This window comes from Achromobacter sp., assembly GCF_032102605.1.
GTDB lineage: Bacteria > Pseudomonadota > Gammaproteobacteria > Burkholderiales > Burkholderiaceae_B > Achromobacter.
Genome location: NZ_DAMDGT010000003.1, coordinates 484628 through 510045 on the forward strand (window position 1 = coordinate 484628; position 25418 = coordinate 510045).

General features: G+C 66.9%; 25 protein-coding genes. 12 read left to right on the top strand and 13 right to left on the bottom strand.

The features are described 5' to 3' along the window. Nucleotides 1–23: 23 nt before the first annotated feature. Nucleotides 24–1307 (bottom strand): cystathionine gamma-synthase family protein, encoded by a 1284-nt coding sequence (locus tag RT614_RS10175; protein WP_313621982.1) that lies wholly within the window; start codon nt 1305–1307, stop codon nt 24–26. 277 nt (nt 1308–1584) lie between these two features. On the opposite strand from RT614_RS10175, the gene RT614_RS10180 reads away from it, so the two are divergent. The 10 genes from RT614_RS10180 (at nt 1585) to RT614_RS10225 (ending at nt 11069) form a co-directional block, all read left to right on the top strand. Continuing rightward, the gene (locus tag RT614_RS10180; protein ID WP_313621983.1) at nt 1585–2460 is read left to right on the top strand and encodes an NAD(P)-binding domain-containing protein; all 876 of its coding nucleotides are present in this window, start codon (nt 1585–1587) and stop codon (nt 2458–2460) included. 61 nt (nt 2461–2521) lie between these two features. Further along, entirely contained in the window at nt 2522–3487 is a 966-nt protein-coding gene (locus RT614_RS10185) for a tripartite tricarboxylate transporter substrate binding protein (protein ID WP_313621984.1), read from the top strand. Nucleotides 3488–3521: 34 nt separating this feature from the next. Further along, nucleotides 3522–4199, top strand: coding sequence for an RraA family protein (locus RT614_RS10190; RefSeq protein WP_313622054.1), 678 nt, complete (start codon nt 3522–3524; stop codon nt 4197–4199). Then, nucleotides 4196–5257 (top strand): hydroxyacid dehydrogenase, encoded by a 1062-nt coding sequence (locus RT614_RS10195; protein WP_313621985.1) that lies wholly within the window; start codon nt 4196–4198, stop codon nt 5255–5257. The genes RT614_RS10190 and RT614_RS10195 overlap by 4 nt, the downstream gene beginning before the upstream one ends. A gap of 52 nt (nt 5258–5309) precedes the next feature. Beyond that, the gene (locus RT614_RS10200) at nt 5310–5969 is read left to right on the top strand and encodes a GntR family transcriptional regulator (protein WP_313621986.1); all 660 of its coding nucleotides are present in this window, start codon (nt 5310–5312) and stop codon (nt 5967–5969) included. A gap of 206 nt (nt 5970–6175) precedes the next feature. Beyond that, on the top strand, nt 6176–7651 hold the full coding sequence (locus tag RT614_RS10205; RefSeq protein ID WP_313621987.1) for an aldehyde dehydrogenase: 1476 nt from the start codon (nt 6176–6178) through the stop codon (nt 7649–7651). Nucleotides 7652–7688: 37 nt separating this feature from the next. Beyond that, nucleotides 7689–8729: a tripartite tricarboxylate transporter substrate binding protein gene (locus tag RT614_RS10210; RefSeq protein ID WP_313621988.1), complete on the top strand. Its 1041-nt coding sequence runs from the start codon at nt 7689–7691 to the stop codon at nt 8727–8729. An 18-nt stretch (nt 8730–8747) separates the two neighbouring features. Continuing rightward, entirely contained in the window at nt 8748–9653 is a 906-nt protein-coding gene (locus RT614_RS10215; protein WP_313621989.1) for an NAD(P)-dependent oxidoreductase, read from the top strand. 10 nt (nt 9654–9663) lie between these two features. Beyond that, nucleotides 9664–9900, top strand: a complete 237-nt coding sequence (locus RT614_RS10220; RefSeq protein WP_313621990.1) for a hypothetical protein — start codon at nt 9664–9666, stop codon at nt 9898–9900. Continuing rightward, on the top strand, nt 9846–11069 hold the full coding sequence (locus RT614_RS10225) for an MmgE/PrpD family protein (protein ID WP_313621991.1): 1224 nt from the start codon (nt 9846–9848) through the stop codon (nt 11067–11069). Before RT614_RS10220 ends, RT614_RS10225 begins: the two co-directional genes overlap by 55 nt. 11 nt (nt 11070–11080) lie before the next feature. Here the strand turns inward: RT614_RS10225 and RT614_RS10230 are convergent, their stop codons facing one another. The 11 genes from RT614_RS10230 to RT614_RS10280 all read right to left on the bottom strand — a co-directional run bounded on the left by RT614_RS10230 (nt 11081) and on the right by RT614_RS10280 (nt 22086). Then, nucleotides 11081–11971: a LysR family transcriptional regulator gene (locus RT614_RS10230; RefSeq protein WP_313621992.1), complete on the bottom strand. Its 891-nt coding sequence runs from the start codon at nt 11969–11971 to the stop codon at nt 11081–11083. A 114-nt stretch (nt 11972–12085) separates the two neighbouring features. After that, nucleotides 12086–13489: an MmgE/PrpD family protein gene (locus tag RT614_RS10235; RefSeq protein ID WP_313621993.1), complete on the bottom strand. Its 1404-nt coding sequence runs from the start codon at nt 13487–13489 to the stop codon at nt 12086–12088. A 58-nt stretch (nt 13490–13547) separates the two neighbouring features. After that, nucleotides 13548–14351, bottom strand: a complete 804-nt coding sequence (locus RT614_RS10240) for an N-acyl homoserine lactonase family protein (protein WP_313621994.1) — start codon at nt 14349–14351, stop codon at nt 13548–13550. Between the two features lie 21 nt (nt 14352–14372). After that, nucleotides 14373–15086, bottom strand: coding sequence for an ABC transporter ATP-binding protein (locus RT614_RS10245; RefSeq protein ID WP_313621995.1), 714 nt, complete (start codon nt 15084–15086; stop codon nt 14373–14375). After that, nucleotides 15073–15870: an ABC transporter ATP-binding protein gene (locus RT614_RS10250; RefSeq protein ID WP_313621996.1), complete on the bottom strand. Its 798-nt coding sequence runs from the start codon at nt 15868–15870 to the stop codon at nt 15073–15075. The genes RT614_RS10245 and RT614_RS10250 overlap by 14 nt, the downstream gene beginning before the upstream one ends. Further along, complete coding sequence (locus RT614_RS10255; RefSeq protein ID WP_313621997.1) at nt 15867–16868, bottom strand: branched-chain amino acid ABC transporter permease; 1002 nt, start codon at nt 16866–16868, stop codon at nt 15867–15869. Before RT614_RS10255 ends, RT614_RS10250 begins: the two co-directional genes overlap by 4 nt. Nucleotides 16869–16875: 7 nt before the next feature. Continuing rightward, nucleotides 16876–17739, bottom strand: coding sequence for a branched-chain amino acid ABC transporter permease (locus tag RT614_RS10260; protein WP_313621998.1), 864 nt, complete (start codon nt 17737–17739; stop codon nt 16876–16878). An 18-nt stretch (nt 17740–17757) separates the two neighbouring features. Further along, entirely contained in the window at nt 17758–18933 is a 1176-nt protein-coding gene (locus tag RT614_RS10265; protein WP_313621999.1) for an ABC transporter substrate-binding protein, read from the bottom strand. Nucleotides 18934–19018: 85 nt separating this feature from the next. After that, entirely contained in the window at nt 19019–19330 is a 312-nt protein-coding gene (locus tag RT614_RS10270) for a DUF4387 domain-containing protein (protein ID WP_313622000.1), read from the bottom strand. Between the two features lie 15 nt (nt 19331–19345). Beyond that, complete coding sequence (locus RT614_RS10275; protein ID WP_313622001.1) at nt 19346–20710, bottom strand: acyclic terpene utilization AtuA family protein; 1365 nt, start codon at nt 20708–20710, stop codon at nt 19346–19348. A gap of 11 nt (nt 20711–20721) precedes the next feature. Beyond that, a complete protein-coding gene (locus tag RT614_RS10280) occupies nt 20722–22086 on the bottom strand; it encodes an LLM class flavin-dependent oxidoreductase (RefSeq protein WP_313622002.1) in 1365 nt (454 codons plus the stop codon). A gap of 105 nt (nt 22087–22191) precedes the next feature. Between RT614_RS10280 and RT614_RS10285 the strand changes: the two genes are divergently transcribed. Further along, nucleotides 22192–23127 carry a LysR family transcriptional regulator gene (locus RT614_RS10285; protein ID WP_313622003.1) on the top strand — a complete coding sequence of 312 codons (936 nt, stop codon included), beginning with the start codon at nt 22192–22194 and terminating at the stop codon, nt 23125–23127. A 158-nt stretch (nt 23128–23285) separates the two neighbouring features. Continuing rightward, nucleotides 23286–24359, top strand: coding sequence for a flavin reductase (locus tag RT614_RS10290; RefSeq protein ID WP_313622004.1), 1074 nt, complete (start codon nt 23286–23288; stop codon nt 24357–24359). Between the two features lie 21 nt (nt 24360–24380). On the opposite strand, the gene RT614_RS10295 is transcribed toward RT614_RS10290, so the two are convergent. Next, the gene (locus RT614_RS10295; RefSeq protein ID WP_313622005.1) at nt 24381–25394 is read right to left on the bottom strand and encodes a PleD family two-component system response regulator; all 1014 of its coding nucleotides are present in this window, start codon (nt 25392–25394) and stop codon (nt 24381–24383) included. Nucleotides 25395–25418 lie beyond the last annotated feature (24 nt).

Consider the following 25418-nt stretch of genomic DNA (forward strand, 5'->3'; position numbering starts at 1 on the left):
CCCCAGCCGCCCGGCCGCCGCGTTCAGCCGTTTCGAAACGCGTGGTCCAAGTCGGCGATCAGGTCTTCCTCGTGTTCCAGCCCGATGGACACACGGATCAGCCCTTCGGACACCCCCGCCGCATCGCGCTCGGCCGCCGGCACGCCGGAATGGGTGGTCGACGCCGGATGGCACACCAGCGTTTCAGTGCCCCCCAGGCTGACCGCCGACCGGAACAGATGCAGCGCGTTGATGAACCGGAATGCGCGTTCGCGGCCGCCGTCCAGCACGAAGGCAAACGTCGAGCCCGGGCCGGTGCACTGGCGCTTGTACACCTCCTGGTAGGTCCGGTCCGTGATCAGCTCCGGATGGAAGATCCGCACCTTCTCGTGCGGGTTGCCTGCCAGCCACTGCGCCACCTTGGTCGCCGTGCGCGCCGCCTGCTTCATGCGCAGCACCACCGTTTCCATCGAGCGCGTAATCATCCAGCAGGAATGCGGATCCAGCTGCGAACCGAACGCGCTGCGGATGGCCCGCACTTTCTTGATCAGGTCCTTGCTGCCGGTGACCGCCCCGGCCACCAGATCGCTATGACCGCCCACGTACTTCGTCAGCGAGTACACCGACAGGTCCACGCCGTGCTCCGCCGGCTTCTGGAAAATTGGCCCCAGCAGCGTGTTGTCGCACACGGAGATCGGCCGATAGCCGTGGCGCGTCTCGAACGCGTCCAGCTCGTTCTTCATGGCCTCGAAATCGAACAGCGCATTGGTGGGATTCGCGGGCGTCTCGACATAGAACAGCTTGACCGGCCCTTTGGCCGCCGCCTCTTCCAGCGCGGCGCGCATGTTCTTGGGCGACAGCCCGTCCGCCACCACGTGCGAGCCAATGCCCCATTCCGGGAAGATCTTGCCGATCAGCGTCTCGGTGCCGCCATACAGCGGCACCGATTGCACCAGCTGGTCGCCCGGCCGCAAAAAGGCCATCAGCACCGCGCTGATGGCCGACATGCCGCTGGAGGTCACCGCCGAATCCTGCGATCCATCCAGCAGCGACAGCCGGTCCTCCACGATCTCCAGGTTCGGATGATTGAAGCGGCTGTACACCAGCCCCGCCGTCTCGCCCTGCGGCAGGGGTTTGCGGCCCGACACCAGATCAAAGAACGCCGCGCCGTCCTCGGCGGTGCGGAACGCGAATGTGGACGTCAGAAACACCGGCGGCTTGACCGCCCCTTCCGAAAGATAAGGGTCGTAGCCATAGGACATCATCTGCGTCTCGGCATGCAGGGGACGGCCGAAGATGTCCTTCTTGTGATAGCTCGAGTAAGTCATGGTGTCACTCCTTCTCTGGTGTTCCTGCCAGCCCGGCGGGCTCGTCCTGCTTCCGACAGACGATAGCGCCGAGCCGGCCACGATGCATTGCGGTATGTGACCCACGGCTGCCGCCCCCGGGCGTGAACGACGAAAGTCGCTGTGACTATCGCCATAACATCGCGCCTATTGTTTTTTTTATGTACCCGAATAGACTAAATCTACGGGTAAACACCACCTTTTCGCCGACATATCCGCGATCTATAAACACGTATTGTTTTTTTTATGTGTTTTTAAAATGAAAATCGCATTGATTGGTTGCGGCGAGGTCGGGCACTGCTACGCCCGAGCATGGACCGCCGCCGGACACACCCTCGTCGGCATCTGCGAACTGCGCGCGGACGCCGAAATGGACGCCCGCGCGCAAGCTGCGGGCGCGGCGCTGCATACCGAACCGGGCGCCTGGATGGCCGAAGCGGACGTCGTCGTCTCGGCCGTCTACGGCTACAACGCGGCCGAAGTCGCCCAGCAGGCATTCCCGCACATGCGCGACGGCGCGGTCTACGCGGACTTCACCACCGCCAGCGCGGCGAACATGCAGGCCGCGGCAAGCGCCGCGAAGCAGTGGCCCGTCGCATTCATGGACGTGGCGATCATGGGCGCCATCGCCCTGCTGGCCGAGAAGACGCCGCTCCTGTGCGCAGGCGACGGCGCTCAGGTCGTGACCACGCTGGGAGAAAGCGCCGGTGCGCCCGTGCGAATCATCGACGGCAAGCCGGGTGACGCCGTGCGCCTGAAGCTGCTGCGCAGCGTGATGACCAAGGGCATGGAAAGCCTGGCCGTCGAGTGCATGGTGGCCGCCGAGCGCATGAGCCTGCGCGCCTCCCTGTACGAAGTCCTGGCCGATATCGATCGCACGCCGCTTACGGCGTTCATGGATTCCTTCGTGCGCTCGCACGTGCTGCACGCCCCGCGCCGTCTGGCCGAAGTGCGCGAGGCCCGCGACCAGCTCCATGAAGCCGGATTGGAGCCGCTGGTGCTGAACGGGGTCGAACAGCTGTTCGACCGGACGACCCGAGGCATCCAGGCCGCGCGAGCCAACGGCCAGGCCGACATTCCCGATTCCGTCGAAGCCCGACTGGCCTGGCTGACCACGCTGGCGGGCCAACCCTGATCACCTCCACCGCGCCAAAGAGCGCGGTCTGGACCCTGAAAAAAACCTTGTGAGGACGACAATGAAAGTATTCAAGAAACTGCTGGCCGCGACGCTGGTGCTGGGCTGCGCCGCCGCGCATGCCGCCGACCTGGGCAAGGGCCCAATCACCCTGATTTCGCCTTTTCCCCCGGGCGGCGGCACCGATACCCTGACGCGCATGATCGGCTCCGCGATCAGCCAGGACGCCGGCTGGAACATCGTAGTGGAAAACAAGCCGGGCGCGGGCGGCAACCTGGCGCTGGACGCCACGGCGCGCGCCAATCCCGACGGCCACACGCTCGTCATGGCGCAGACCGACAACATCGTCCTGAACCCGTGGCTGTACAGCAAACTCAGCTACGACACGTTCAAGGACTTCAAGCCGGTCGGCCCGGTGGCGTCTTCGCCCAGCGTCTTCGTCGTGCTGCCCGATTCCCCCTTCAAGACCGTGAACGACGTGGTGAAGGCCGCCCAGGCGCGCCCCAACCAGGTTTCGCTGGGGATTCCCGGCATCGGCGGCACCGGCGACCTGACCGGCTATCTGTGGCGCAAGGCGGCCAACATGGAACTGATGCACGTGCCCTACCGCGGCTGGAGCCAGGCGTTCCCCGACCTGGCCAGCGGCCGGATCGACATGTACGTCGGATCCGTCGCGTCGCTGCTGCCGCAGATCCGCGGCGGCAAGGTGCGCGCGCTGGCGGTGGTCGCCGACGAGCGGTCCCCGGCCCTGCCCGACGTGCCCACCTTCCCCGAAAGCGGCTTCAAGACCATCAACCAGTCCATCTGGTGGGGGCTGATGGCGCCGGGCAAGACGCCTGACGACGTGATCGCCACGTTGAACAGCGAACTGCAGAAGGTGCAGTCGAATCCGGAACTGATCAAGAAACTCGAAGACGCCGGCTACAGCGTCATGAAGGGCTCGCCGCAGGATCTGGCCCGCCAGCATCGCGCCGACCACGACGCTTTCGGCAAGGTCGTGCAGGAAGCCGGCATTCCCAAACAGTAAGCAGAAACGCACATCCCAGCGATCAGGAGCAATGATGATTGGCTTTGAAATTCACGCCCGCCAGCGCGCGGTCAGCAAGGAAATCGTGGAAAAGTTCCGCAAGGTCCCGGTTGCGAACGTCAGCGACTGCATGTCGCGCATGACGGCCGGCGGCGCCCGGCTGCGCCCCATGCACGACGGCCATCCGCTGGCCGGTCCCGCCTTGACCGTGCGCACCCGCCCCGGCGACAACCTGCTGGTGCACAAGGCCCTGAGCCTGGCGCAGCCCGGCGACGTCATCGTGGTGGACGCGGGCGGCGACCTGACCAACGCCATCATCGGCGAGATCATGACGACCTACGCCGAGTCGCGCGGCATCGCCGGCATCATCATCAATGGCGCCATCCGCGACTGCGGCACGATCCGCCGCAGCGCCTTCCCCGTCTACGCGGCCGGCGTCACCCACCGCGGCCCGTACAAGGATGGGCCGGGCGAGATCAACTGCGTCGTCGCGCTGGACGGCATGACCATTGCGCCGGGCGACCTGATCCTGGGCGACGACGACGGGCTGCTCGCCGTTCCGTACGACCAGGCCGAAGCCATCTACCAGGCGGCGGCGGCCAAGCACGACGTGGAAACCAAGATGCTGGCGGACATCGCTGCCGGAACCCTGGATACCTCGTGGGTCGACGCCCGGCTCAAGGCCCTGGGCTGCTCGGGCGTGCAGGCATGAACGCCCCGACGGCCCTCGCGCAACGGTTGCGCGTCGCGCGCCTGGATCTGTGGATCGATCCGGCGTTCGACGACGCGATCGGGCAGGATGCGTCGCTGGATCTCCAGGTGCTTCCCGCCAACGGCGACGCCGTGACGGCGGCCGGCTTGGCGGGCGCGCATGCCTATCACGTCAGCGCGGCCAAGGACGAGGTCCCTGCCCGCTGGCAGGTATCGGCTGACCTGCTGGCGCAGTGCCCGCAGCTGCTGTGCGTGTCGTCGGGCGGCGCCGGGTACGACACGGTCGATGTCGCGGCCTGCACCCGGGCCGGCGTGGCGGTCGTGAACCAGGCGGGCGCGAACGCCGCCTCGGTCGCGGAAATGACGTTCGCCCTGCTGCTGTCGCTGGTCAAGCGGCTGGGCGAGTCGGACGCTGCGCTTCGGGCCGGCACGGCCGTCAGCCGCGAGGCCCTGATGGGACACGAAATCGAAGGCCGCGTGTTCGGTATCGTCGGCATCGGCGAGATCGGACGCCGGGCGGCCCGCATCGCAGCGGGGTTCGGCCTTCGCGTCATCGCCTACGACCCGCTGGTCCCGCCGGCGCAGATCGTGGAGCGCGGCGCGGAACCCGTGTCGTTCGACACCCTGCTCGAACAGGCCGACATCGTCAGCCTGCACTGCCCGCTGGACGCCGTCACCCGGGGCATGTTCGATGCGTCCGCCTTCCAGCGCATGAAGCGCGGCGCGCTGTTCATTTCCACGGCGCGCGGCGGCATCCATGACGAGGACGCGCTGCTTGCCGCGCTGGAAAGCGGCCATCTGGCCGGCGCGGGACTGGATGTCTGGAAGGTGGAACCGCCGCCCCCGCGCAGCGGCCTGCTGCAGCGTCCCGACGTGATCGCCGCCTACCATACGGGCGGCGTCACGCACGAAGGCCGGCGCAAGGTGGCGCGGGGTTCGGCCACGCAGATCATGGACATGCTGGCCGGCCGCCAGCCGGCCCGCCTTCTCAATCCCGAAGTCTGGCCTCGCTTTCTGCAACGCCTGGCCGAATGCGGCGTCAACCCGCAGCAAGGGTAGGCGTCCGCCGTTGGTATAGTCCTGTGTTTGAAATCCGGAATGGCAAGCCCTCATGTCGAGCGCCACTGATTACGTATACGGAGAATTGCGACGCCGCCTGATGGCAGGATCTTTCCTGCCGGGCGAGCCCCTGCGCGAAGAGCACATCGCCACCCAGCTCTCCGTCAGCCGCACGCCGGTCCGCAACGCGATCGAACGCCTGATCGCCGACGGCCTGGTCACCCGTGAAGGCAGGCGCGGCGCCGTCGTGCTGGGCTGGCAGGACCGCGACATCGACGAAGCCTTCGAGCTGCGCATGCTGCTCGAACCCTATTCCGCCAAGGCGGCGGCCGAACGCGCGACCCCGGAACAGATAGAAGAACTCGAGCGCATCAACCAATGCATGCTCGACGCCGTGAATTCCAACGCTGCCGACCACGTCTCCCAGGTCCAGCACTACAACAACCTGTTTCACCACACGCTGCTCGAGGCCGCGCAATCGGCGCGGGTGCGTTCCCTGGTCGAAAACCTGCTGGACATGCCCATCATCATCGGGTCGTTCTACTTCTACGGCCGCGAAGACATGCTGCGCAGCGTGGAACACCATCGCCAAATCATCGCCGCGCTGCGCGCCCGCGATGCCGAATGCGCGCAGATCGCCATGCGCTTCCACCTGGCCGCCACGCATCTGCTCTTCCGTACGCATCGGAAGGACAAGAAGACCGGCGGGTAATCCCTATCCCGTCCTGCTGCTTCTGATCCAGAAGCCCGGCACGCGGCGCCTGCATGTCGCGGATCGCTATCACAGAATTCGTGATTCCGTATTGGACGCGCGCAAAGCGCGGCCCCAGACTTTGCGCATGGCACGTAGCGGCAAGCGCCGGCACTCGACCGACCGCCCCCGCACAACAATCCCCATGCCAAACGGAGACCGCGCACATGCAGCGTTATGGCTTGTTCATCAATGGGCAAAGCGTTCCGCCCGTCCAGGGGCGCATGCTCGCCTCGCACAACCCCTACACGGGCGAAGCGTGGGCTGAAATCCCCGACGGCTGCGAAGAGGATGTCGACCGCGCCGTCAAGGCGGCCGAACGGGCCTTCGAGCAGACGTGGCGCCACACCCCCGGCATCAAGCGCGCCCAGTGCATGCTGCGCCTGGCCGAACTCGTCGAGCAGAACGCCGACCGGATGGCGCGCATCGAATCCACCGACAACGGCAAGATCATCCGCGAGACGCGCCCGCAGATGGTGTGGGTCGGCCGGCAGCTGCGCTATTACGCCGGCTACGCCGACAAACTCTATGGCCAGCAGATCCCGCTGGACCAGCCCGATACGCTGGATTACCTCAGCATGGAGCCCTATGGCGTCGCGGCGCTGATCACAGCCTGGAACTCTCCGCTGGCGCTGCTGGCGAACAAACTGGCCCCGGCGTTGGCCGCAGGCAACTGCGTGGTGGTCAAGCCCAGCGAGCACGCCTCGGCGTCGACCCTGGAATTCGCCAGCCTGGTCCAGGCGGCGGGGTTTCCGGATGGCGTGTTCAACGTGGTCACGGGCGGCGCCGATACCGGACGTGCGCTGGTCGAACATCCCGGCGTGGCGCTGATCAGCTTTACCGGCAGTCCCGGCGTGGGCGCGGAGATCGCGGCCATGGCCGGAAGGCGCCTGACCCCGGTGAAGCTGGAGCTGGGCGGCAAATCCCCCAACATCATTTTCGAGGACGCGGATCTGGACAAGGCCATCGTGGGCGCGCTGGCCGGGATCTTCGGCGCGACGGGCCAGACGTGCGTGGCCGGCTCGCGGCTGCTGGTGCAGCGCAGCGTCATGGATCGCGTGCTGGCGCCATTGGCCGAGCGGGCGCGCCAGATCCGCATGGGCAATCCGCTGGACACCGCCACCGAGATGGGCACGGTCGCCAACAAGCCGCAGTTCGACCGCATCCTGTCCACGATCGACCGGGCGCAAACCGCCGGCGCCAAGCTCGTATGCGGGGGACGGCGTGCCGAAGGTGGGGGTCTGGAACGCGGATACTTCATCGAGCCGACCATCTTCGCCGACGTCGACAACTACAGCGACCTGGCGCAGGAAGAGACATTCGGCCCGGTGCTGGCCGTGATTCCGTTCGACACCGAGGAAGACGCCGTCCGCATGGCCAACGGCACCCGATACGGCCTGGCCGCCGGCCTCTGGACCCGGGACCTGAACCGAGCCATGCGCGTGTCGCGGGCAATGCGGGCGGGCTCCGTCTGGGTCAACACCTATCGCGCCATCGCCGCGCAGGCGCCTTTCGGCGGCTTCAAGCAGTCGGGCATCGGGCGGGAACGCGGCGAAGCCGGCCTGCGCGAATACCTGACGACGCGCAACGTGATGATCGATTTTTCCGAAGGGGTCCGCGACCCCTTCGCCATCCGGACCTGAGCCGATCGAGCCAGGCCAAACTGCCAAAGGAAGAGACATGAACGCACGAAAGAAGGAGGCCGGTCCGGCAAGGACGGGCCGGCGCCACGTCCTGCGCGCCGGCCTTGCGGCGGTGGCGCTGACCGCCGCCCTGCCACTCTGGACGGCGGCGCACGCCGCCACGACCTGGCCCACGCAGCCCATCCGCATGGTGGTGCCCTTCCCGCCCGGCGGCTCGGTGGACACGGTCGCGCGCACGCTGGGCCAGGCGCTGCAGGAAGCGCTGGGCCAACCCGTCATCATCGAGAACAAGCCGGGCGCCAGCAGCGTCCTTGGCGCGCGTTACGTCAAACAGGCGGAGCCCGACGGCTACACCCTGCTGCTCAACGCGTCGCTACAGGTCGCCAACCCCCTGTTGCTGGACACGGTGACCTACGACGCGCTCAAGGACTTCGCGCCTATCACCGAGATCGGCGCGCAGCCGCAGCTGGTGCTGGTGCGCAAGGACAGCCCGTACCAGACCCTGAAGGACCTGGTGGCGGGCGCGAAGGCCAAGCCGGGCGAACTGACCTGGGCCATCGCCGCTTATGGCGCGGCCGGGCACCTGGCGTGCGAACTGGTCAACGAGCAGGCCGGCGTGAAGATGGAGGTCATCCCCTATCGCGGCGGCGGCCCGGCGCTGGTCGACCTGATGGGCGGCCAAGTCACGGCGATGACCGAGCCCATGGCGTCCGCCTATCCGCACGTCAAGGACGGCAAGCTGCGGGCGCTGGCCGTCACCAGCAGCCAGCGCGTGTCGGCGATCCCCGACGTGCCCACGGTGGCCGAGGCCGGCTACGCAGGCTTCGACATGCCAAGCTGGTATGGCATATGGGCCCCGGCCGGCACGCCGCAGCCGGTCATCGACAAGGTTTACGCGGCCACGCGGGAGGCGCTGAAGAATCCGGCCGTCAAGGCGAAGTTCGAAGCCCTGTCCTTCATCCCGGTCGGCTCCAGCCCCCAGGAATTCGCCGCCTTCCAGGCCAATGAATACCAGACCTACGAGAAGGTCATCAAGGTCATCAAGTCGCGTGGCGCGAACGCCGCGCCGCGCACCTGAACATCAAGGAGACATCGCATGAAGCAGAACGAAGAGGTGCTGGGATTCATCGGCCTGGGCGTCATGGGTGGCCCGATGTGCGCCAACCTGCTGAAGAAGTCGGGCCGCCAGGTCGTGGCTTATGACTCGGTGCAAGCCGCCGCGGACGAAGCCGCGACCCACGGCGCCGAACTGGCCGCCAGCGTGGCGCAGGTGGCCGGCAAGGCGGACATCGTGTTCCTGTCGCTGCCGTCGATCGACCAGGTCGAATCGGTATGCCAGGCCATCCTGGAGTCGCCCCGCCGTCCTTCCCTGATCGTCGACATGAGCACCAGCAACGTGTCGCGCACGCGGGCGCTGGCCGAGCGCCTGGCGGCTGAAGGCATCGATTTCGTCGACGCTCCCGTGGCCCGCACCAAGCAGGCCGCCGTCGACGGCAAGCTGTTCATCAGCGTGGGCGGATCGGCGCGGGATTTCGAACGGGTGTCGCCCTACCTGAACTGCATGGGCAGCGACGTGTTGCACTGCGGCGACGTCGGCAGCGGCCAGATCGTCAAGATCCTCAACAACTACGTGGTGTTCATGACGGTCAGCGCGTTGGCCGAGGCCATCACCATCGGCCGCCAGGCGGGCATGGAGGCCGAAAAGCTGTTGACCCTGCTGTCGCAGGGATCGGCCGACAGTTTCGTGCTGCGCAACCACGGGCTCAAGTCGCTGGCGAAGGATGACTTCCCGGAAAAGACCTTTCCCATGACCTACGCCATCAAGGACTGCGCGCTGGCGCTGGACCTGGCCAAAGAGGGAGGCTTTCGCCCGCGCATCGGCGCCTATGCCCACGACATGATGTGCAAGGCGCGCGACGCCGGCTATGCGCAGAACTACCACCCGGCGGTCATCAAGCTGATCGACGGACGGGTCAAGACCGACCTGCCCGAACGCGTCTAAAGCAGGCCCCATGCATCCCGCCCAGCCAGCCCTGCCCGCGGGCGCGACGCGGACGCTGGCCGCCTTTGCCAGCGGCCTGCGCTACGCGTCGATTCCCGATGCCGTCATCGGCAAGATGAAAACCAGCCTGATCGACAGCATCGGCTGCTGCCTGTATGGCATCTCGCACCCTGGACGCGGCACGTGCTGGCCATGGCGTGCGAGGACGGCTGCCAGCCAAAGGCTGCCGTCTTCGGCGCCGGTGTAGCCACCAGCCCGGGCAATGCGGCGCTGGTCAACGCCACGGCGGGACATGCCTTCGAGCTGGACGACATCCACAAGGAATCCATCGTCCACCCGGGCTCGCTGGCGTTGCCGGCCATTGCCGCGCTGACGAGCCAGGCCGGTACTCGGTCCGGCCGTGACTGGCTGGCGGCGCTGGCTGCGGGGTATGAAATCGGAACACGCGTCGGCAACGCCGCGACCATGCAGTTGTTCTTTCGCGGCTTTCATCCCCAGGGCACATCGGGCTGTTTCGTAGCGGCTGCGGCCGCCGCCCGCATGCTGGGACTGAACGAAAACCAGACTCTCCATACTTACGGCATCGCTGGCTCGCAGGCCGCCGGCCTGATGGCCGCGCAGGAAGGCGCGATGGTCAAACGCCTGCACGCCGGCCGCGCAGCCCAGAGCGGCGTAATGTCCGCGCTGCTGTCCCGCCGCGGCTTCACCGGCATCACCAATGTGCTGGAGGCGGACTACGGCGGGTTTCTAAGTACGTATTCAGGCGCCCCCGACGCCGCGCGCCTGACGGACGGCCTGGGCCAGGATTGGGAAGCCGGCAAGATCGGCTACAAGCCGTATGCCTCCGTCACCAGCATCCACGCCGCCCAGGATGCGCTGCGGGCGATCTGCCGCGAAGCCGCGCTGTCGGCCGACGACATCGCGCATATCCGGGTTGGCGTCAGCACCATGACGCACGTGCACTGCGCGTGGCCCTACCTTGCGCAGGGCGTCACGGCGGCGCAGATGAATCTGTTCTACGGACTGGCGGCCATCGCCGTGGACGGGGAAGCCTTCGTGGCGCAGTATCGCGAAGACCGCCTGAGCGATCCCCGCCTGCTGTCGCTGATCGGGCGCATCCAGGCCTGTCCCGATCCGGACATCGACGCCATGGGCCCCGCCTTTCGCCACGCAGCCCGCGTGGAAGTGCGCACACGGGCGGGCGCCGTCTTGCATCGCGAGATCCTGCACCGGCGGGGCAGCCCCGAGAATCCCCTGTCGCATCGTGACGTGACGGACAAGTTCCGAGCGATCGCGGAAGCCGTCATCCCCGCCGCTCGGGCGCGCGCCATCGTCGACATGGTCGAGGACCTGGACGGACTGCGCGACGCCGCGCCGCTTCTGGCGCTGCTGGCCGAACCGATACGCGTGGACTGACCGCCGCGTCCTCAGGCGTCCAGCGCCATGCGCTTTGCCAGGTGCCCCACGACGCGCCGGGTCAGGTCGCTGGCGTGCTTGTCGCTCCAGATCATTTCCATGCAGACCTGGCCCGCGCTTTGCGGCAGCTCGCGGAACACGACGCCCGCGAAGCCGGTGGTCGCATAGGACGCCGGGGCGATCGACACGCCCAGGCCCAAGCGCACCATCTGGAAAATCGTCAACGGACTGCGCGCCATGTGCCGGATGTCCGGGCTGAAACCGGCCTCGTGGCAGCAGGCGACGATGGCGTCGTAGATCGCCGGTCCGTGCTCGCGATGCAGCGCCACCATCGGCTCTTCCGACAGCATCGATAGCTGGAAGCCTTCTTTCTGGGCCAGCGGATGCCGGCTGGGCAGCACCGCCACCAGCGGTTCGCGGTGGATGAGCTGGCGGCGCACCTCGGTGCGCTCCGGCCGCGCATGGACGATGCCCACGTCCAGCAGGCCCAGCGACACCGCCTTCACCTGCTCGGCCGACACCATGTCTACCAGCGACAGTGCGACCCCGGGGAATTCCGCGGCCACCAGCCGTTGGATATGGGACACCAGATGGAACAGCGCGGACGTCGCGACCCCGACGCGCAACACGCCCGTGTCGTCATTGCCGGCGCGCACCGCCGCGTTGACCGCGGTGCGCATCTGGTCCAGCAGGATGCGTGTTTCGCGCAGAAAGGCCTGGCCGGCCGGGGTGAGCTTGACTTCGCGGCGGGTGCGCTGGAAAAGCTGCACCCCCATTTCCTCTTCCAGCGACTTGACGTGCTGCGACAGGGGCGGCTGCGAGATATTCAGCCTTTCGGCGGCCCGCCGGAAACTGAGTTCATCGGCAACCGTCACAAAGTAGCGCAATTGGCGCATGTCCATGGCATGACATCTTCTTGTTGGGCCAGCGTGGCAAGCCGCCCGGCGGCGGACGGCTGGCTAGCATACTCCCGGCCGCCGCCCTTGCCCATCCTGCCGATGGTCCCCGCAAGAGGCTCAACCCAGCAGCTTCGTCAGGTCGCGCACCGGCGTGGACGGCTCCGCCGACAGGAAGGCGTCCAGGATCAACGCCGTGCGCACCGGCGGCATGGTCAAACCGGCGTTGGCCTTGAACTTCTCGACGATATCGCCCTGCCCCAACGCGCGTTCGCCGCTGCCCAGATTGATGGGGATGTCCTCGCGAATCTCGGTGCCGTCGTGCAGCGTCACCGTCACCGCGCCCGAAAAATACCGGGGGAATTCCGTGACTTCCTGGGCGCGGCACGTGGTTCGACCGGCCAGCGACAGCAGCGCGGGATCCGCCAGCCTGCCAGGCGCCAATTCCTGCAGCGTGAAGCACCCCAGCGCCAGGCAGGCCGCCACGACGAATTGCACGCTGAACTTGGCGTCGTAGTCGCTGCGCGGACGGGTCTTGATGTGCGCCGGTTCGGCCACGATGGGCAGCGTCGCGGCGGGCAGCTCGCAATCCACCGAGCGGATGCGTCCGGCGTCCTGGATGCGCGCCTGGATGCGCAGCGCCGCTTCGGCGCAGCCGTGGATGAAGTGGCACACCGGATAGGGCTTGATGGAGGTCTCCATCAGCGACCATTCGTGGCCCAGCGCATTGATGACCGAATCGGCGTCCACCTGGTCGGCCCGCGCCTGCATGTGGGTCTCGTACAGGCCGAACTGCCCTTCATAGGGACGCCGCGGCCCGAAGAACCCGGCCTGGGCCATCTGCGCGGCGGTGATGCCGGCAAAGGCGCCCCAGCCGGGATGCAGCCGCTTGGTCCAGGCCCCGTCTTCCAGGAATACCTGCACGCCCGAGGCCGTGCTGGCCGCGATGCCCTGCGCGGCCACCAGCTGCTCTTCGGTCAAGCCCAACAGCTTGCCGGCGACCAGCGCCGAGCTGAAGTGCGACACCACGCCCGTGGCATGGTAGCCGCCCTGGTGAAAACCGCCCTTGACGGACCGGCCCAGGCGGATGGCCGTCTCCATGCCGATCGCGTAGGCGGTCAGCAGTTCCCCCCAGCGCAGGTCCCGGGTCTCGCCCAGCGCCAGCGCCGCGGGCAGGCACGCTACCGACGGATGCACGATGGCGCCGGGGTGCGTGTCGTCGAAGTCCAGGCCGTGCATCAGGTAGCCGTTGGCCATGGCCGCATCGCGCGCCTGCAGCGCCGGCCCGCCGCCGATGACCGTGGCGTCGCCCGGCGCGCCCGCGGCGCGGATGCCGGCCAGGCCCGGCCCGGAAAAGTCGAACTGGTGCGCGGCGATGCCCAGCCCGATGGCGTCGATGATGTGGAGCAGCGATTTCTCGCGCACTGCCGCCGGCATCGATTCCAGCGTCAGGCCGCGCGCAAAGCGCGCCAGGCCCAGCGCAAGACTGGAAGACGGAGCGCGCAGATTGGAAGTTGCATGCATGGTGACCAGGGTTCCAAAGTAGGAGTCGCCGCGCCCGGCGGGCGCGTCGTATGAAATGTCAGACCTCGGGGCTTTCGTGAAGCATGGCGACGGCAACCGGCAGATCCCCCGGCAGCCTGGGATAGCGCTTCAGCACCTGGGGATCGTGTCCGGGCACAAAATGGCTGACCGATCCGGCCAGCTTGAGCAGGCGCTTGTGCCCGGCCAGCATCTGTTCCACGTCCACCACCACCGGAAACGGAATCTTCAGCGTCGCGTTGTCGTAATAGTGCGCCGCATCGGACGCCAGCACCACCCAGCCGCGCGCGGTATGCACCCGCACGGCCTGCAACCCTTTGGTATGGCCCCCGATCCGCAGTAGTTCGATGCCGGGCTGCAGCACGGCGTCGCCGTCATGGAATTCCACGCGATCCTCGTACAGCCGATGCACGAACTCGCACACGTCCTCCACTGCGAACGCCCTGCGCAGCACGGGCTGGCACATGCACGGGCCGGTCGCGAACGCCGCTTCGGTCTCCTGCAGGTGGAACCGGGCATTGGGCAGCTTGTCCAGGTTGCCGGCATGGTCCCAATGCAGGTGCGTGAGGATGACGTCGCGTATGTGTTCGGGCCGCACGCCCAGGTGGCGCAAGGCCTCGATCGGGCAGCACTCCAGCGGACGCCCGCGTTGCGACGCGCCGCGCTCGCCAAAGCCCGTATCCACCAGGATGGCGGTATCGCCCAGCTTGATCAGCCACACGTAGAAGTCCATGTCCACGGTGCCGTCGTGCGCATCGTGCAGGATGAAATTGTGCGAGGCCGGGCGCGTCATGCGCGCGTAGCGCAGCGCGTAGACCTCATAGCAGGGTAAGTTGTCGGTCATGGCCGGGCGCCTCCTACGCCCCTATACGCCAAGATAGGCTTGCCTTACGAAATCGTCTTCCAGCAGTTCCTGGCCCGTGCCGGTGCGCACGACTTCGCCTCGCTCGAGCACATAGGCCCGATGCGACAGCCGCATGGCCAGCCGGGCGTTCTGCTCCACCAGCACGATGGAAAGCCCGGTATCGCGATTCAGCCGCTCGACGGCCTGCGCGATCTCCGCAATGATCTTGGGCGCCAGGCCCAGCGAAGGCTCGTCCAGCAACAGCAGCCGGGGCTGGGCCATCAGGGCACGGCCGATCGCCACCATCTGCTGCTCGCCGCCCGACAGCGAGCCCGCCATCTGCGCGCGTCGCTCGTGCACACGCGGAAACAGGCCGTAGACCAGCTCCAGCGTGCGCCGGCGCGTGGCCGCGCTGCGCGACGTGTAGGCGCCCAGTTCCAGGTTGTCCATGACTGTCATGCGCGGAAACAGCCGCCTGCCCTCGGGCGACAAGGCGATGCCGCGCGCCACGCGCCCGGCCGCCGACATGGCGGCGATCGACTGGCCGTCCCAGCGCAGATCGCCCCGCGCCAACGTTTTCAGGCCCATCATCGCCTTCAGGGTCGTGGACTTGCCGGCGCCGTTCGATCCCACCAGCGCCACGATCTCGCCCTCGTCGACCCGCAGCGTCACATCGTGCACCGCCTCCAGCTGGCCATAGCAGACCGCGATGGACTGCGCTTCAAGCGTGGGCATAGTCAGGCGCTCCCAGATAGGCTTCGATGACGGCGGGGTTGGACTGGATCTGCTGCGGCGTGCCCTCGGCGATCTTGCGGCCCTGGACCAGCACGTAGATGCGATGGCACAGTTCCATGACCACGGCCATGTGATGCTCCACGAACAGCACCGAGATGCCGCGATGCGCGCGCAGCCGCTGAAGCAGCCGGCCGAGTTCGGCGCATTCCTCGCCGTTCAGCCCCGCCGCGGGCTCGTCGAGCAGCAGGATCTTCGGCCGGGTCGCAAAGCCGATGGCCACGCCCAGCAGCTTCTGGTGTCCATAAGCCAGGCCGCCAGCCGCCACGTGGCGGTACGCGCCCAGGCCCGACAGTTCCAGGATCTCGTCCACTTCCCTGGCCACGCGCACCAGCGCCGCCCGGCGGTCCCGCGTGGTCACGGTATGCGTCCAGACGGAACCCGGAAGAGTCGAGAGCGCGCCGCGTAACAGGTTCTGTTCGACCGTGGCGCTTTGGTAGACCGAGGTCGACTGGAACGTGCGAGCCAGCCCCCGCCGGACCACGGCGCTGGGCGCCTTGCCCGTGATGTCTTCGCCTTCCAGGACTACACGTCCGGCGGTGGGCATCAGCGTGCCGCTGATCAGATTGAAGGCGGTGCTCTTGCCCGCGCCATTCGGGCCGATCAGGCCCACCACTTCGTCGCGCGCCACGTGCAGGTCCAGCTCGCTGACCGCCTGCAGGCCGCCGAAGCGCTTGGACAGGCCGCGCACCTCTAGCAGCGGCCGGGATGTCGTTGGGTTCGTCATGGCGATTTCCTTTGCTTGCCCGGCAGCCGCATGCCGGCCAGTCCTTGCGGCAGGAAGCGCAGCATGAGGATCAGCGCCACCCCGTACAGAATGTCCTGCGATTCGACCGCGCCCCGGAACAGTTCCGGCAGCGGCGTCATGACCAGCGCGCCGACCAGCCCGCCCAGCAGATACCTGCGCCCGCCCACCACCATCATGATGATCAGCGCCACCGACAGGTGCATGTTGAAGGACTCGGGCGAGATGTAGCCCACGTAGTGCGCCAGCAGCGCTCCGCCCAGGCCGGCAAACACGCTGGCCAGCGTAAAGGCGAACAGCTGGGTGCGCCGCACGCCGATGCCGCTGGATTCCGCGAGCGCCGGGTTCTCGCCCACCGCGTCCACGGCCTCGCCGGCCGGCGAGGCATAGAACCACCGGAAGAAGGCCAGCACCCCGATGACCACGACTGCCGCCAGCGCGTAAAAGGCCGCCTTGTCGGTGAACACGTAGCCTGCGATGGCGGCGGCCGGGATATTGGTGATTCCATTCGCGCCACCGGTCACGTCGCCAAACTCCAGCAGCACCAGCCGCAGCAGTTCGCCGAACGCGAAGGTCACCAGCACGAAGTACACGCCCTGCAACCGCAGCACGATGCGGCCCAGCAGATAGGCCACGCACCCGGCCGCAACCATGGCCGCGGCGACCCCCACGACGAACGGCAGTCCCAGCCCCTTGACGCAGAACACCGATGCATACGCCCCGACGCCGGCCAGCGCGCCATGGCATAGCGACACCTGACCCGCCCGCGCCAGCACCGACAGCGAGGTCACGACGACGGTATTGACGCAGATGAAAATGGCCAGGTGATAGGTGAAGGCCTCGTTCAGGAAGAACGGCACGCAGGCCAGAAGTCCCAGGCCCAGCACGCTGGGCAGGCCGAGCGGTTGCGGCGCGGCGGCGCCGCGGATCAGCGCCCGTTCCGGAACCGCAGTCATTGAAGGCAACACGGCTTTGCTCATATCCATCTCATGCCTCCGCCTTGCCCAGCAACCCCGAAGGCCGCAACACCAGGATGCCCATGACCAGCGCGAAGATCAGGATCTCGGCCAGGCTGTTGCTCATGAAGGAACTCGCCAGGCTTTCGGCCACGCCCAGCAGCAGGCTGGCCGCCGCGGCGCCCGGCACGCTGCCCAAGCCGCCCAGGATGACCACGATGAACGCCTTGAGCAGCGGCGTGCTGCCGATGAATGGCGACACCGAGAACAGCGGCGCCATCAGCGCCCCCGCGATGGCCGCCAGCCCCACGCCGATGCTGAATCCCAACGGATACATGAGCTTGGCCCGCACGCCCTGCGCCGTGGCGATCTCCATGTCCTGCACCGACGCGCGCAGCGCCTTGCCCTGCCGCGTATGGATCAGGAACACGTATAGGACCGCCAGCACGATGACCGAGCACACGGCCACGTAAAGGCGCGACGCCGGGATGATCACCGTGCCCAGCTGGAACACGCCCTCGGCCACCTGGGGCATGATCTGCGAATCGGGGCCGAAAACCACCAGCGCCACCGATTGCAGGATCATGGCCACGCCGATGGTCGCGATCATGCCGTTCAGCTCGTCGTGGCGAAAGGGCTTGAGCACCACCCATTCCACCAGCCAGCCCAGCGCCGCCGTCACGACGAAAGCGCCCAGAAGCGCCACCAGGAATGGCGCTTCCCAGTGGCTCATCAGCACGTAGGTGGCGAACGCCCCCACCATGTAGAACTGGCCGTGCGCGAAGTTGACGACGCGCATCACGCCGAACACCAGCGTGAACCCCACCGCCATCAGCAGGTAGAGCAGCCCGATGATGACGCCGTTCACCAGCGCCTGGGATAACAAGTTGGACATGGGAATCCCTCCGCCGGCTTATTTCTGGATATCGACGCACTTGTCGATATCGCAGCGCGCCACCGTGACTTCCTGGCCGTTGCGGACCTCGGAAATGAAGAACGGCGACGCCACCTGGTGGTCGATGCCGTAGCGCGCCTTGCCGCTCCAGTTCACGACGCCCTGGATGCCCTTGTAATCCTTCAGCTTCGCCAGTTCGTCGCGCACCTTGGTGCTGTCGGCCACCGTGCCCGCGTTCTGGATCGCCTTGAACAACATGTGCGTGCCGTCGTAGAAGGCGGGGCTGAACCCGTTCATCTTCTTGTTGTACTTGTCCTGGTAGCGCTGGGCGTATTGCGCCACTTCCTTGTTGTCCGGGTCCTGCAGCGACGTGACCATCATCCCTTCGGTCGCGGCCTTGCCGGCCACGGCCACGATCTCGGGCGTGGCGGGTCCGCCGTTGCGCACGATCGGGCCCTTGAAGCCCAGCTCGCGGGCCTGGCGCACGATCATCCCCGCCGTGGCCGGTGAATTCCCGTCCAGCTCGATGGCGTCGATGCCGGCGCTGAGCATGCGGGTCAGCAAGGGCACCATGTCCACCCGCTGGCGCTCGAAGAATTCCTTGCTGGACAACGCGGCCCCCGCCTTCTCGTAGGCCTTGGCCAGGTCTCCCGAGATCTGCTGACCGGATTCGTCGTTCGGGAATAGCCCCCCGACCTTCTTCAGGTTGAAGCGCTTGACCAGCCACGCGATGATGGGCGGCGCCGTCTCTTCAGTCGTCAGGTTGGGGCGGAAGGAATACGGCTTCTCCGGGCTCAACGCCTTGTTGGTGAAGCCCAGCGTCATGATGATGACCTTCTCGCGCTCGGTCACCGGCTGCACGGCCAGCGCCGGCGCCGACCCCATCGGCCCGATGATGTACTTCACCTTGTCGTCGCTGACCAGCCGGTTCGCGGCGGTCACCGCGTCGGCGGACTGGTACTTGTCGTCATAGGGGATGACGCTGATCTTGTACTTCTTGCCGTTCACCTCCAGACCGCCTTGGGCATTGACGTCGTCGGCTGCCAGTTCGGCGCCGTACAGCAGCGCCTGTCCCCAGGCCGCGCCGGCGCCCGACAGGGTCACCAGCGCGCCGATCTTCAGTGTGTCCTGGGCGGCGGCCACAGCGGGCAGCGCCAGCGCGACGGGCAGCATCGCCTTGAGTATCCGATTCATGTCTCTCTCCTGTGCTTTTTTGTGTGGGCAGTGCTTGAACAACAGGGGTCCTGCGCGCGGAGCGGCCGCCATCGGCCGCGCCGCGTCACAGGGGAATTTCAATATCCAGCAAGGGCGCATGCTGCTGCGCGCCGTAGACGTCCACGTCGCCGACCGCGCCCGATGCCACGGGCCGCGGCAGCGTGGCCTTCCACGCCAGCGCCGGCGGATACTCGGTGAACAGCACATCTTCCTCCTGCACGCCGTACAGGCGGGCGATCAGCGCGGCGCTGATCACGCCCGTGGCGCGCACGCGCTGGAACAGCGCGGCGTCGTCGAACATGATGTCCAGCGTGATGGAAAACGGGCCCGCGTTCTTGCTCTTGCAGGCCTTGGCAATGTCTTTCAGCTTGGCCACGTCGGCTCTCCCCGCTCAGACGGTTTCGTATTCGATGGGAAACAGGCTGAGCGGATCAGCCACCCGGATCACGTGCTGCAAGAAGAACTCGTAGATCGGACCGCGCTCGATGTCCGACGGCGAGAACGGGAACGCCATGTTGCCTTCGCGGCACATGCGCCCCGGAAAATCGGAATGCAGCAGCGTCACGCGCGCCAGCGACAGCGCGGCGTTGGCGATTTCCTGCGTCTTGCCCACCACCTCCGCCACGATGGCCAGTTCCTGCGGGCGAAAACCGGGATTCGGTTCCCAGTCGCCCATCACGCCGTTCGCGCCGTAGACCCTCAGCACCAGTTGCCAGTCCTCGGGCGCCAGTCCCAGGGCCGCGACCTTGGTGGCCGTCGAGGCGCGCACGAATTCCAGGAAGCTGTCCGCCTGGCCGATCAGGCCGGGATCGCGCGTGGCCGCGAACGCGACCGCGCTGAACCCCGCCCGTCGCACGCCCTCCAGCTTGATGCTGTACGGCTCGGGCAGCCACTTCATGCCGGTGATCCGCACGCGGCGATCGGTCACCGCGCGGATCTCGCAATCGCGCGTGTCCACGCAGCCGCCCGGCTCGTAGCGCAGCACCGGGCTGGCGTTTTCGTGCAGCGCCTGCACCGCCACCGACAAGGGCGTGCACCGCAGCTCGGGATTCAGCGGCTCGGCTTCGACGTAGTCCTCGCCCACCGTCACCATCAGGCAGTCATGCTTCTTGGGAATGGCGGCGTTGCAGGCGCATTCCAGCATCTTGCCGGCGTACCAGGCCGGCGCTTCCGGAACGCCATGGTGCATGGCCAGCGCCACCCACGGCGCCGGGTCCGTGCCCCGCCCGCCCAGGATGACCTGCGCGCCCTGCTCCAGCGCCTGGCGATAGGGCTCGGGGCCCATCATTCCGACGATGCGCACGGCCTGGTCGACGTCCTCCGGCGTCAACGCGTCCGCGTTGCCCAGCGCGCGGATCCGCTCTTGCGCCAGCGCCTGCCGGATGACCGCCGGCTCCTGCTCGGCATGGATCAGCGCCATCTTGAAATGCAGATCGTGTTCGCGGGCGATCTCCCGCACGATGTCGGCGCAGGCCTGCAGGTGCGGCTCGCCCCCGGCGCCGCCGCAGGTCCCGACCATCATGGGAATCCCGTTGGCGATCGCCGCGCGCAGCAGCAGCGACAGGTCGCGCTTCATGGCCAGCCGCGAATTCAGCGTCTTGCCGGATCCGAGGTAATGCGGACCGGGGTCGCTGGATCCCCCGTCCACGCCCACCATGTGGGGCTTGAGTTCCATCGCCGCCCTGATGGAGGCTTCCGGAAAACCGTAGCCCAGGATGCCGCTGGCGGACATCATCCGCACGCTTGCTTTGCTCATGTCGGCGGTCCTCAGCGGCTGTTGGCCTTCCAGTCACCCGCGCGCGGCCGGCGCAGACCCAGGTTGCCGCGCAGCGTGCCGCCGTCATACTCCTTGCGCACCAGCCCCCGCTTCTGCAGATGCGGGATGACCAAACGGACGATGTCCTCGTACGTGCCCGGCACGGCCGTGGCCGACAGCACGAAGCCATCGCAGCCCTTGCTGAACCACTCCTCCATCATGTCCGCCACCTGCTCGCCGGTGCCGCAGAACACGGGACCGTCGTTGAGCGTGCCCCGGCCCGACGCCTCCACGAAATCGCGCACCGACGGATTCTTCTTGCCGCTGACCTGCACCACCTTGTCGCGCAGGCTCTGCCAGGACATCGCGGCCAGTTCCGCGTCGGTGAAGGGCTGGTCGTAGGGGCGGCCAGAGAAATCGATGTTGGCGGTCTCGCCGATCATGGTCAGGCCGTCGATGGGGCGCGACAGGCCGGCGATCATCTCGCGCTTTTCCTTGGCCAGGCTTTCCGTTTCGGCGGCAATGATCTTCACCTCGGCGGCAACCTTCAGGTCGTCGGGATGGCGGCCGGCCTTGGCGACGCCTTCCTTCAGCGCCTGGTATTGCTTGATGCCGCCTTCCAGCGTCGGATATTTGGCGAACACCACTTCCGCCCAGCGCGCCGCGAAGGCCAGCCCGCGGCCGCTTTGCCCGGCCTGCAGGATCACGGGGTTGCCCTGCGGCGAACGCGGCACCGTCAACGGCCCGCGCGACCGGAAGAACCGTCCTTCATGGTCCAGCCGGCGCACCTTGTCGGGGTCGGCAAAGAAGCCCTCGGCCTTGTCGGCGACGATGATGTCGTCCTCCCAGGTGTCCCAATGCCCCATCACCACTTCCATGAACTCGTCGGCGCGGTCATAGCGCAGGTCGTGCTCCAGGTGTTCGGTGTGACCGAAATTCGCGGCCTCGGAATCGTTCATCGACGTGACCACGTTCCAGGCCACGCGGCCCTTGGTCATCAGGTCCAGCGTCGCGAACAGGCGCGCCACGTGGAAGGGTTCGTAGTAGGTGGTGGAATACGTGGCGCCCAGCCCGAGGTTGCGCGAGGCCATGGCCATCGCCATCAGCACCGCGGTGGGCTCCAGCTTCACGGCGCGCACGCCATGGCGCACGGTCTCGCGGTGGTTGCCGCCATAGATGTCCGGCATCGCCAGGCGATCGTCGAAGAACGCCATGTCGAACCTGCCGTCCTCCAGGGTGCGCGCAATGCGCTGGTAGTACTCCGGCGTGAGGTAGTCGGTCATGCTGGAGGGGTTTCTCCACGAGCCGACGTAGTTGGAACAATTCTGCGCTTGCAGGAAGGCCACCAGGGCCATTTGACGGGCGTTTGTGCTCATGCTTTTCCGATTTCCGGTGGGTTCATGGAGATGGCGAAGTGGCGTCAGTATTGGTGTCGACTCGGATATGCACAATTTCCGCGGCGTGATACATCTATAACCACGATGAATCAATCAACCGACCGCCCCGCCCTAACCCGGCTCGAACTTTCCGAGCTGGAAACCTTTCTGTGGGTCGTGCGCGAAGGCAGCTTCAGCGACGCCGCGCGCAAGCTGCATCTGTCCCAGCCCGCCGTCACCAATCGGGTGAAGCGCCTGGAAGACAAGCTGCGCACGAAGCTGCTGCACCGGACGACGCGCCAGGTCTCCGCCACGCCCGAGGGCATCCGGCTGCGCGACGCGGCCGAGGAAGCGCTGGCCGGCCTGCGCGACGTCATGCGCCAGTTCGAGAAGAACGCCGAGACCGGCCGCGGCCGGATCGTGGTGGCCTGCACGCCGATGCTGGCGGCGACCGTGCTGCCGCGCCTGATCCACGACTACCAGCAGCGCTATCCGGATATCCAGGTCGTGCTGCGCGACCTGCCTTACACGCAGGTCGTGCAGGCGGTCACGCAAGACGCCGCCGACTTCGCCGTGGCGGCGCTGGACACCAAGCAGCGCGGGCTGCAGTTCCAGTCACTGGCCGAAGAAAAAGTGCTGCTCGTGGTGCCCGCCGGCCACCCGCTGGCCGCGCACGCCAGCGTCACCCTGTCCATGATCGCGCCCTACCGCATCATGTTCCTGGACCGCTATCTGTCGCTGCGCAAGCATCTGACCGAAGAATTCGCCAAGCAGGGCTTGTCCTTCGAACACACCACGGCCTCCACCCTGCCCACGCTGCTGGGCATGATCGACGCGGGCAACTGCGTCACCTTCCTGCCGCGCACCATGGTTCAGCGCAACGCGCAGTCCTCACGCGTCCTCATTGAAATCCAGGACCTGGACGCCACCCGCCACTGGGGCTGCATCCTGTCGCGCCGCGCCGAACTGTCAGCCGCCGCGCAGGCGTTCAAGGAATACCTGCGCAAGCACTTCCGTGAACAGCTCGCGGAACCGGTCTGACACCGTCGCATTCATAACGGTGCGTAATAGGCGCATACCGGTTCACAATTTGTGGACGCTTTGCCGCCGCTCCTAGACTGGGCGCCATGCCAGGCTGGAGGCAGGCGGCACATGCATCGCCCTGCCAGGCCCTGGCGCCCACGAAACAGGATGCGAGCATGACACCCTTCGACAGCCGGGAATTCCGCCGCGCGCTTGGCGCATTTCCCACCGGCGTTACCGTAATCACCACCTGCGATGCCGGGGGCAAACCCTTTGGCGTCACCGCAAACTCCTTCAGTTCGGTATCGCTGGATCCCCCGCTGATCCTGTGGAGCCAGTCCACCACCTCCAGCAGCTACCCCGCCTTCCGCGACTGCGGCCGCTTCGTCGTCAATATCCTGGCGGACCACCAGGTTCACGTGTCAAACCAGTTTGCGAAGTCGGGCGCCGACAAGTTCCGAGAGGTTCCCGTCACGGCCGGACTGGGCGGTGTCCCCATCATCGACGACTGCGCCGCGCACCTTGAATGCGTGAAGGTGGCCGCGTACCCCGGCGGAGACCATGTGGTCTACCTGGGCCAGGTCGAAAAAATCTTCCGCAGCGGCCACCATTCGCTGGCTTTCGGCGACGGCAGGTATCTGCGGACCTTCGCGCACGACCTGGGCGAAGTCGGCAGCCAGACCGGCACGGCCAGCCTCGCGAGCCTGAAGGCGCAACGCATCGCCATGGCCTCGCTGCCGTCGATCTGTGAACGCATCGGCCAACGCACCGTCGGCATTGCTGTGTGGGGCAACCAGGGCGCCACCATCATCGGGTGGGAGCCGTCGGCGCATCCGGTCAGCCCTTTCCTGCAGGCGGGTGTGGTGGTCAGCTTGACGCAATCGGCCACAGGCAATGCGTTCGCCGCCTTCATGCCAATCGAGCAGACGCAAGCGGCCATCGACGACGAGCTGCAGGCGCGCGCGCGCAGCGGCCAGCCCGACAACGGGCAGTTCGCGCAACGCGTGGCCGAGACCCGGCAGCACGGCATGGCGCGGGCCGTGGGCGCTGCCGCGTCGCCTCGGCACAAGGTCAAGGTCAACGCGTTCAGCGCGCCCGTGTACGACGCAAGCGGCCACATGGTGCTGGCGCTTTCGACCACCTGCGAGGCGGACAGGCTGTCTTCGGATTGGGATGGCGAGGTGCCGGCCGCGCTGCGCGATGCGGCGCGGGAATTGTCTCAACGGCTGGGGCATGTCATCGACGTGTAGCAACCCGCCCCTGGCGCGTCGCTAAAGCTGCCCCGGCACCACCCGGTTGCGCCCCTGCCGCTTGGCCTCGTACAGGCCTCGATCCGCCGCCTGGATCAGCTCCGTGCAGGGCTGGCCGTCCTGCGGCGCGGCCGTGGCCAGGCCCACGCTGACCGTCAGCCAAGGGCCGAAGCCCGCGTCGCGCTGCGGGATCTGCATGCCCTCGACGGCGCGGCGCAGCTTTTCGGCGGCCAGGCGCGCGCTGCCCGCGGGCGTGCCGGGCAGCACCAGCGCAAACTCTTCGCCGCCGAAGCGCGCCGCCAGGTCGGTGGAGCGGTCGCAGCTTGAAAAAATGGTGTTGGCCACGCGCTTGAGCGCTTCGTCGCCCGCGATGTGGCCGTAGGTGTCGTTGTAGGACTTGAAATGGTCCACATCGATCATCAGCATGCTGATCTCGCGGCTGTCGCGGCGCGCGCGCAGCCATTCGGCATTCAGGTATTCATCGAAATACCGGCGGTTGCCCAGCCCGGTCAATCCGTCGGAATTGGTCAGCCGCCGCAATTCCATATTGCTTTCCAGCAGCTGTTGCTGGCTCTGGCGCAGCGCCTGGTAGGCCTCGTCTCGCTGCACCAGCGCCATGTAGGAGCGCGAGTGATAGCGGATGCGCGCCACCAGTTCGATGGAATCCGGCAGCTTGACCAGGTAATCGTTGGCGCCGGCGGCGAAGGCGGCGCTCTTGATCGCGGGATCTTCCTTGGTGGACAGCACGATGATGGGAATGTCGCGCGTCACGGGATGGCTGCGGTATTCGCGCACCAGGCTCAGGCCGTCGACGCCGGGCAGCACCAGGTCCTGAAGAATCACCGTGGGCCGCGTCTGGATCGCCACGCTCAACGCTTTGTAGGGGTCCGAGCAATAGTGGAAGTCGATGTTGCCTTCCGGCACAAGGGCGCGGCGGATCGCTTCTCCAACCATGACCTGGTCGTCGATGAGCAACACCATCGCCCCGTGCGAATTCAGGTCCGCGCTGACCGTGCCTTCAATGGAGGGAAGCATAGTAAATCCTTGATTTCCGCCCGC

Coding starts and splice junctions, on each gene's coding strand:
- RT614_RS10175 (WP_313621982.1), bottom strand. CDS start 1,307: ATGACTTACTCGAGCTATCACAAGAAGGACATCTTCGGCCGTCCCCTG.
- RT614_RS10180 (WP_313621983.1), top strand. CDS start 1,585: ATGAAAATCGCATTGATTGGTTGCGGCGAGGTCGGGCACTGCTACGCC.
- RT614_RS10185 (WP_313621984.1), top strand. CDS start 2,522: ATGAAAGTATTCAAGAAACTGCTGGCCGCGACGCTGGTGCTGGGCTGC.
- RT614_RS10190 (WP_313622054.1), top strand. CDS start 3,522: ATGATTGGCTTTGAAATTCACGCCCGCCAGCGCGCGGTCAGCAAGGAA.
- RT614_RS10195 (WP_313621985.1), top strand. CDS start 4,196: ATGAACGCCCCGACGGCCCTCGCGCAACGGTTGCGCGTCGCGCGCCTG.
- RT614_RS10200 (WP_313621986.1), top strand. CDS start 5,310: ATGTCGAGCGCCACTGATTACGTATACGGAGAATTGCGACGCCGCCTG.
- RT614_RS10205 (WP_313621987.1), top strand. CDS start 6,176: ATGCAGCGTTATGGCTTGTTCATCAATGGGCAAAGCGTTCCGCCCGTC.
- RT614_RS10210 (WP_313621988.1), top strand. CDS start 7,689: ATGAACGCACGAAAGAAGGAGGCCGGTCCGGCAAGGACGGGCCGGCGC.
- RT614_RS10215 (WP_313621989.1), top strand. CDS start 8,748: ATGAAGCAGAACGAAGAGGTGCTGGGATTCATCGGCCTGGGCGTCATG.
- RT614_RS10220 (WP_313621990.1), top strand. CDS start 9,664: ATGCATCCCGCCCAGCCAGCCCTGCCCGCGGGCGCGACGCGGACGCTG.
- RT614_RS10225 (WP_313621991.1), top strand. CDS start 9,846: ATGGCGTGCGAGGACGGCTGCCAGCCAAAGGCTGCCGTCTTCGGCGCC.
- RT614_RS10230 (WP_313621992.1), bottom strand. CDS start 11,971: ATGGACATGCGCCAATTGCGCTACTTTGTGACGGTTGCCGATGAACTC.
- RT614_RS10235 (WP_313621993.1), bottom strand. CDS start 13,489: ATGCATGCAACTTCCAATCTGCGCGCTCCGTCTTCCAGTCTTGCGCTG.
- RT614_RS10240 (WP_313621994.1), bottom strand. CDS start 14,351: ATGACCGACAACTTACCCTGCTATGAGGTCTACGCGCTGCGCTACGCG.
- RT614_RS10245 (WP_313621995.1), bottom strand. CDS start 15,086: ATGCCCACGCTTGAAGCGCAGTCCATCGCGGTCTGCTATGGCCAGCTG.
- RT614_RS10250 (WP_313621996.1), bottom strand. CDS start 15,870: ATGACGAACCCAACGACATCCCGGCCGCTGCTAGAGGTGCGCGGCCTG.
- RT614_RS10255 (WP_313621997.1), bottom strand. CDS start 16,868: ATGAGCAAAGCCGTGTTGCCTTCAATGACTGCGGTTCCGGAACGGGCG.
- RT614_RS10260 (WP_313621998.1), bottom strand. CDS start 17,739: ATGTCCAACTTGTTATCCCAGGCGCTGGTGAACGGCGTCATCATCGGG.
- RT614_RS10265 (WP_313621999.1), bottom strand. CDS start 18,933: ATGAATCGGATACTCAAGGCGATGCTGCCCGTCGCGCTGGCGCTGCCC.
- RT614_RS10275 (WP_313622001.1), bottom strand. CDS start 20,710: ATGAGCAAAGCAAGCGTGCGGATGATGTCCGCCAGCGGCATCCTGGGC.
- RT614_RS10280 (WP_313622002.1), bottom strand. CDS start 22,086: ATGAGCACAAACGCCCGTCAAATGGCCCTGGTGGCCTTCCTGCAAGCG.
- RT614_RS10285 (WP_313622003.1), top strand. CDS start 22,192: ATGAATCAATCAACCGACCGCCCCGCCCTAACCCGGCTCGAACTTTCC.
- RT614_RS10290 (WP_313622004.1), top strand. CDS start 23,286: ATGACACCCTTCGACAGCCGGGAATTCCGCCGCGCGCTTGGCGCATTT.
- RT614_RS10295 (WP_313622005.1), bottom strand. CDS start 25,394: ATGCTTCCCTCCATTGAAGGCACGGTCAGCGCGGACCTGAATTCGCAC.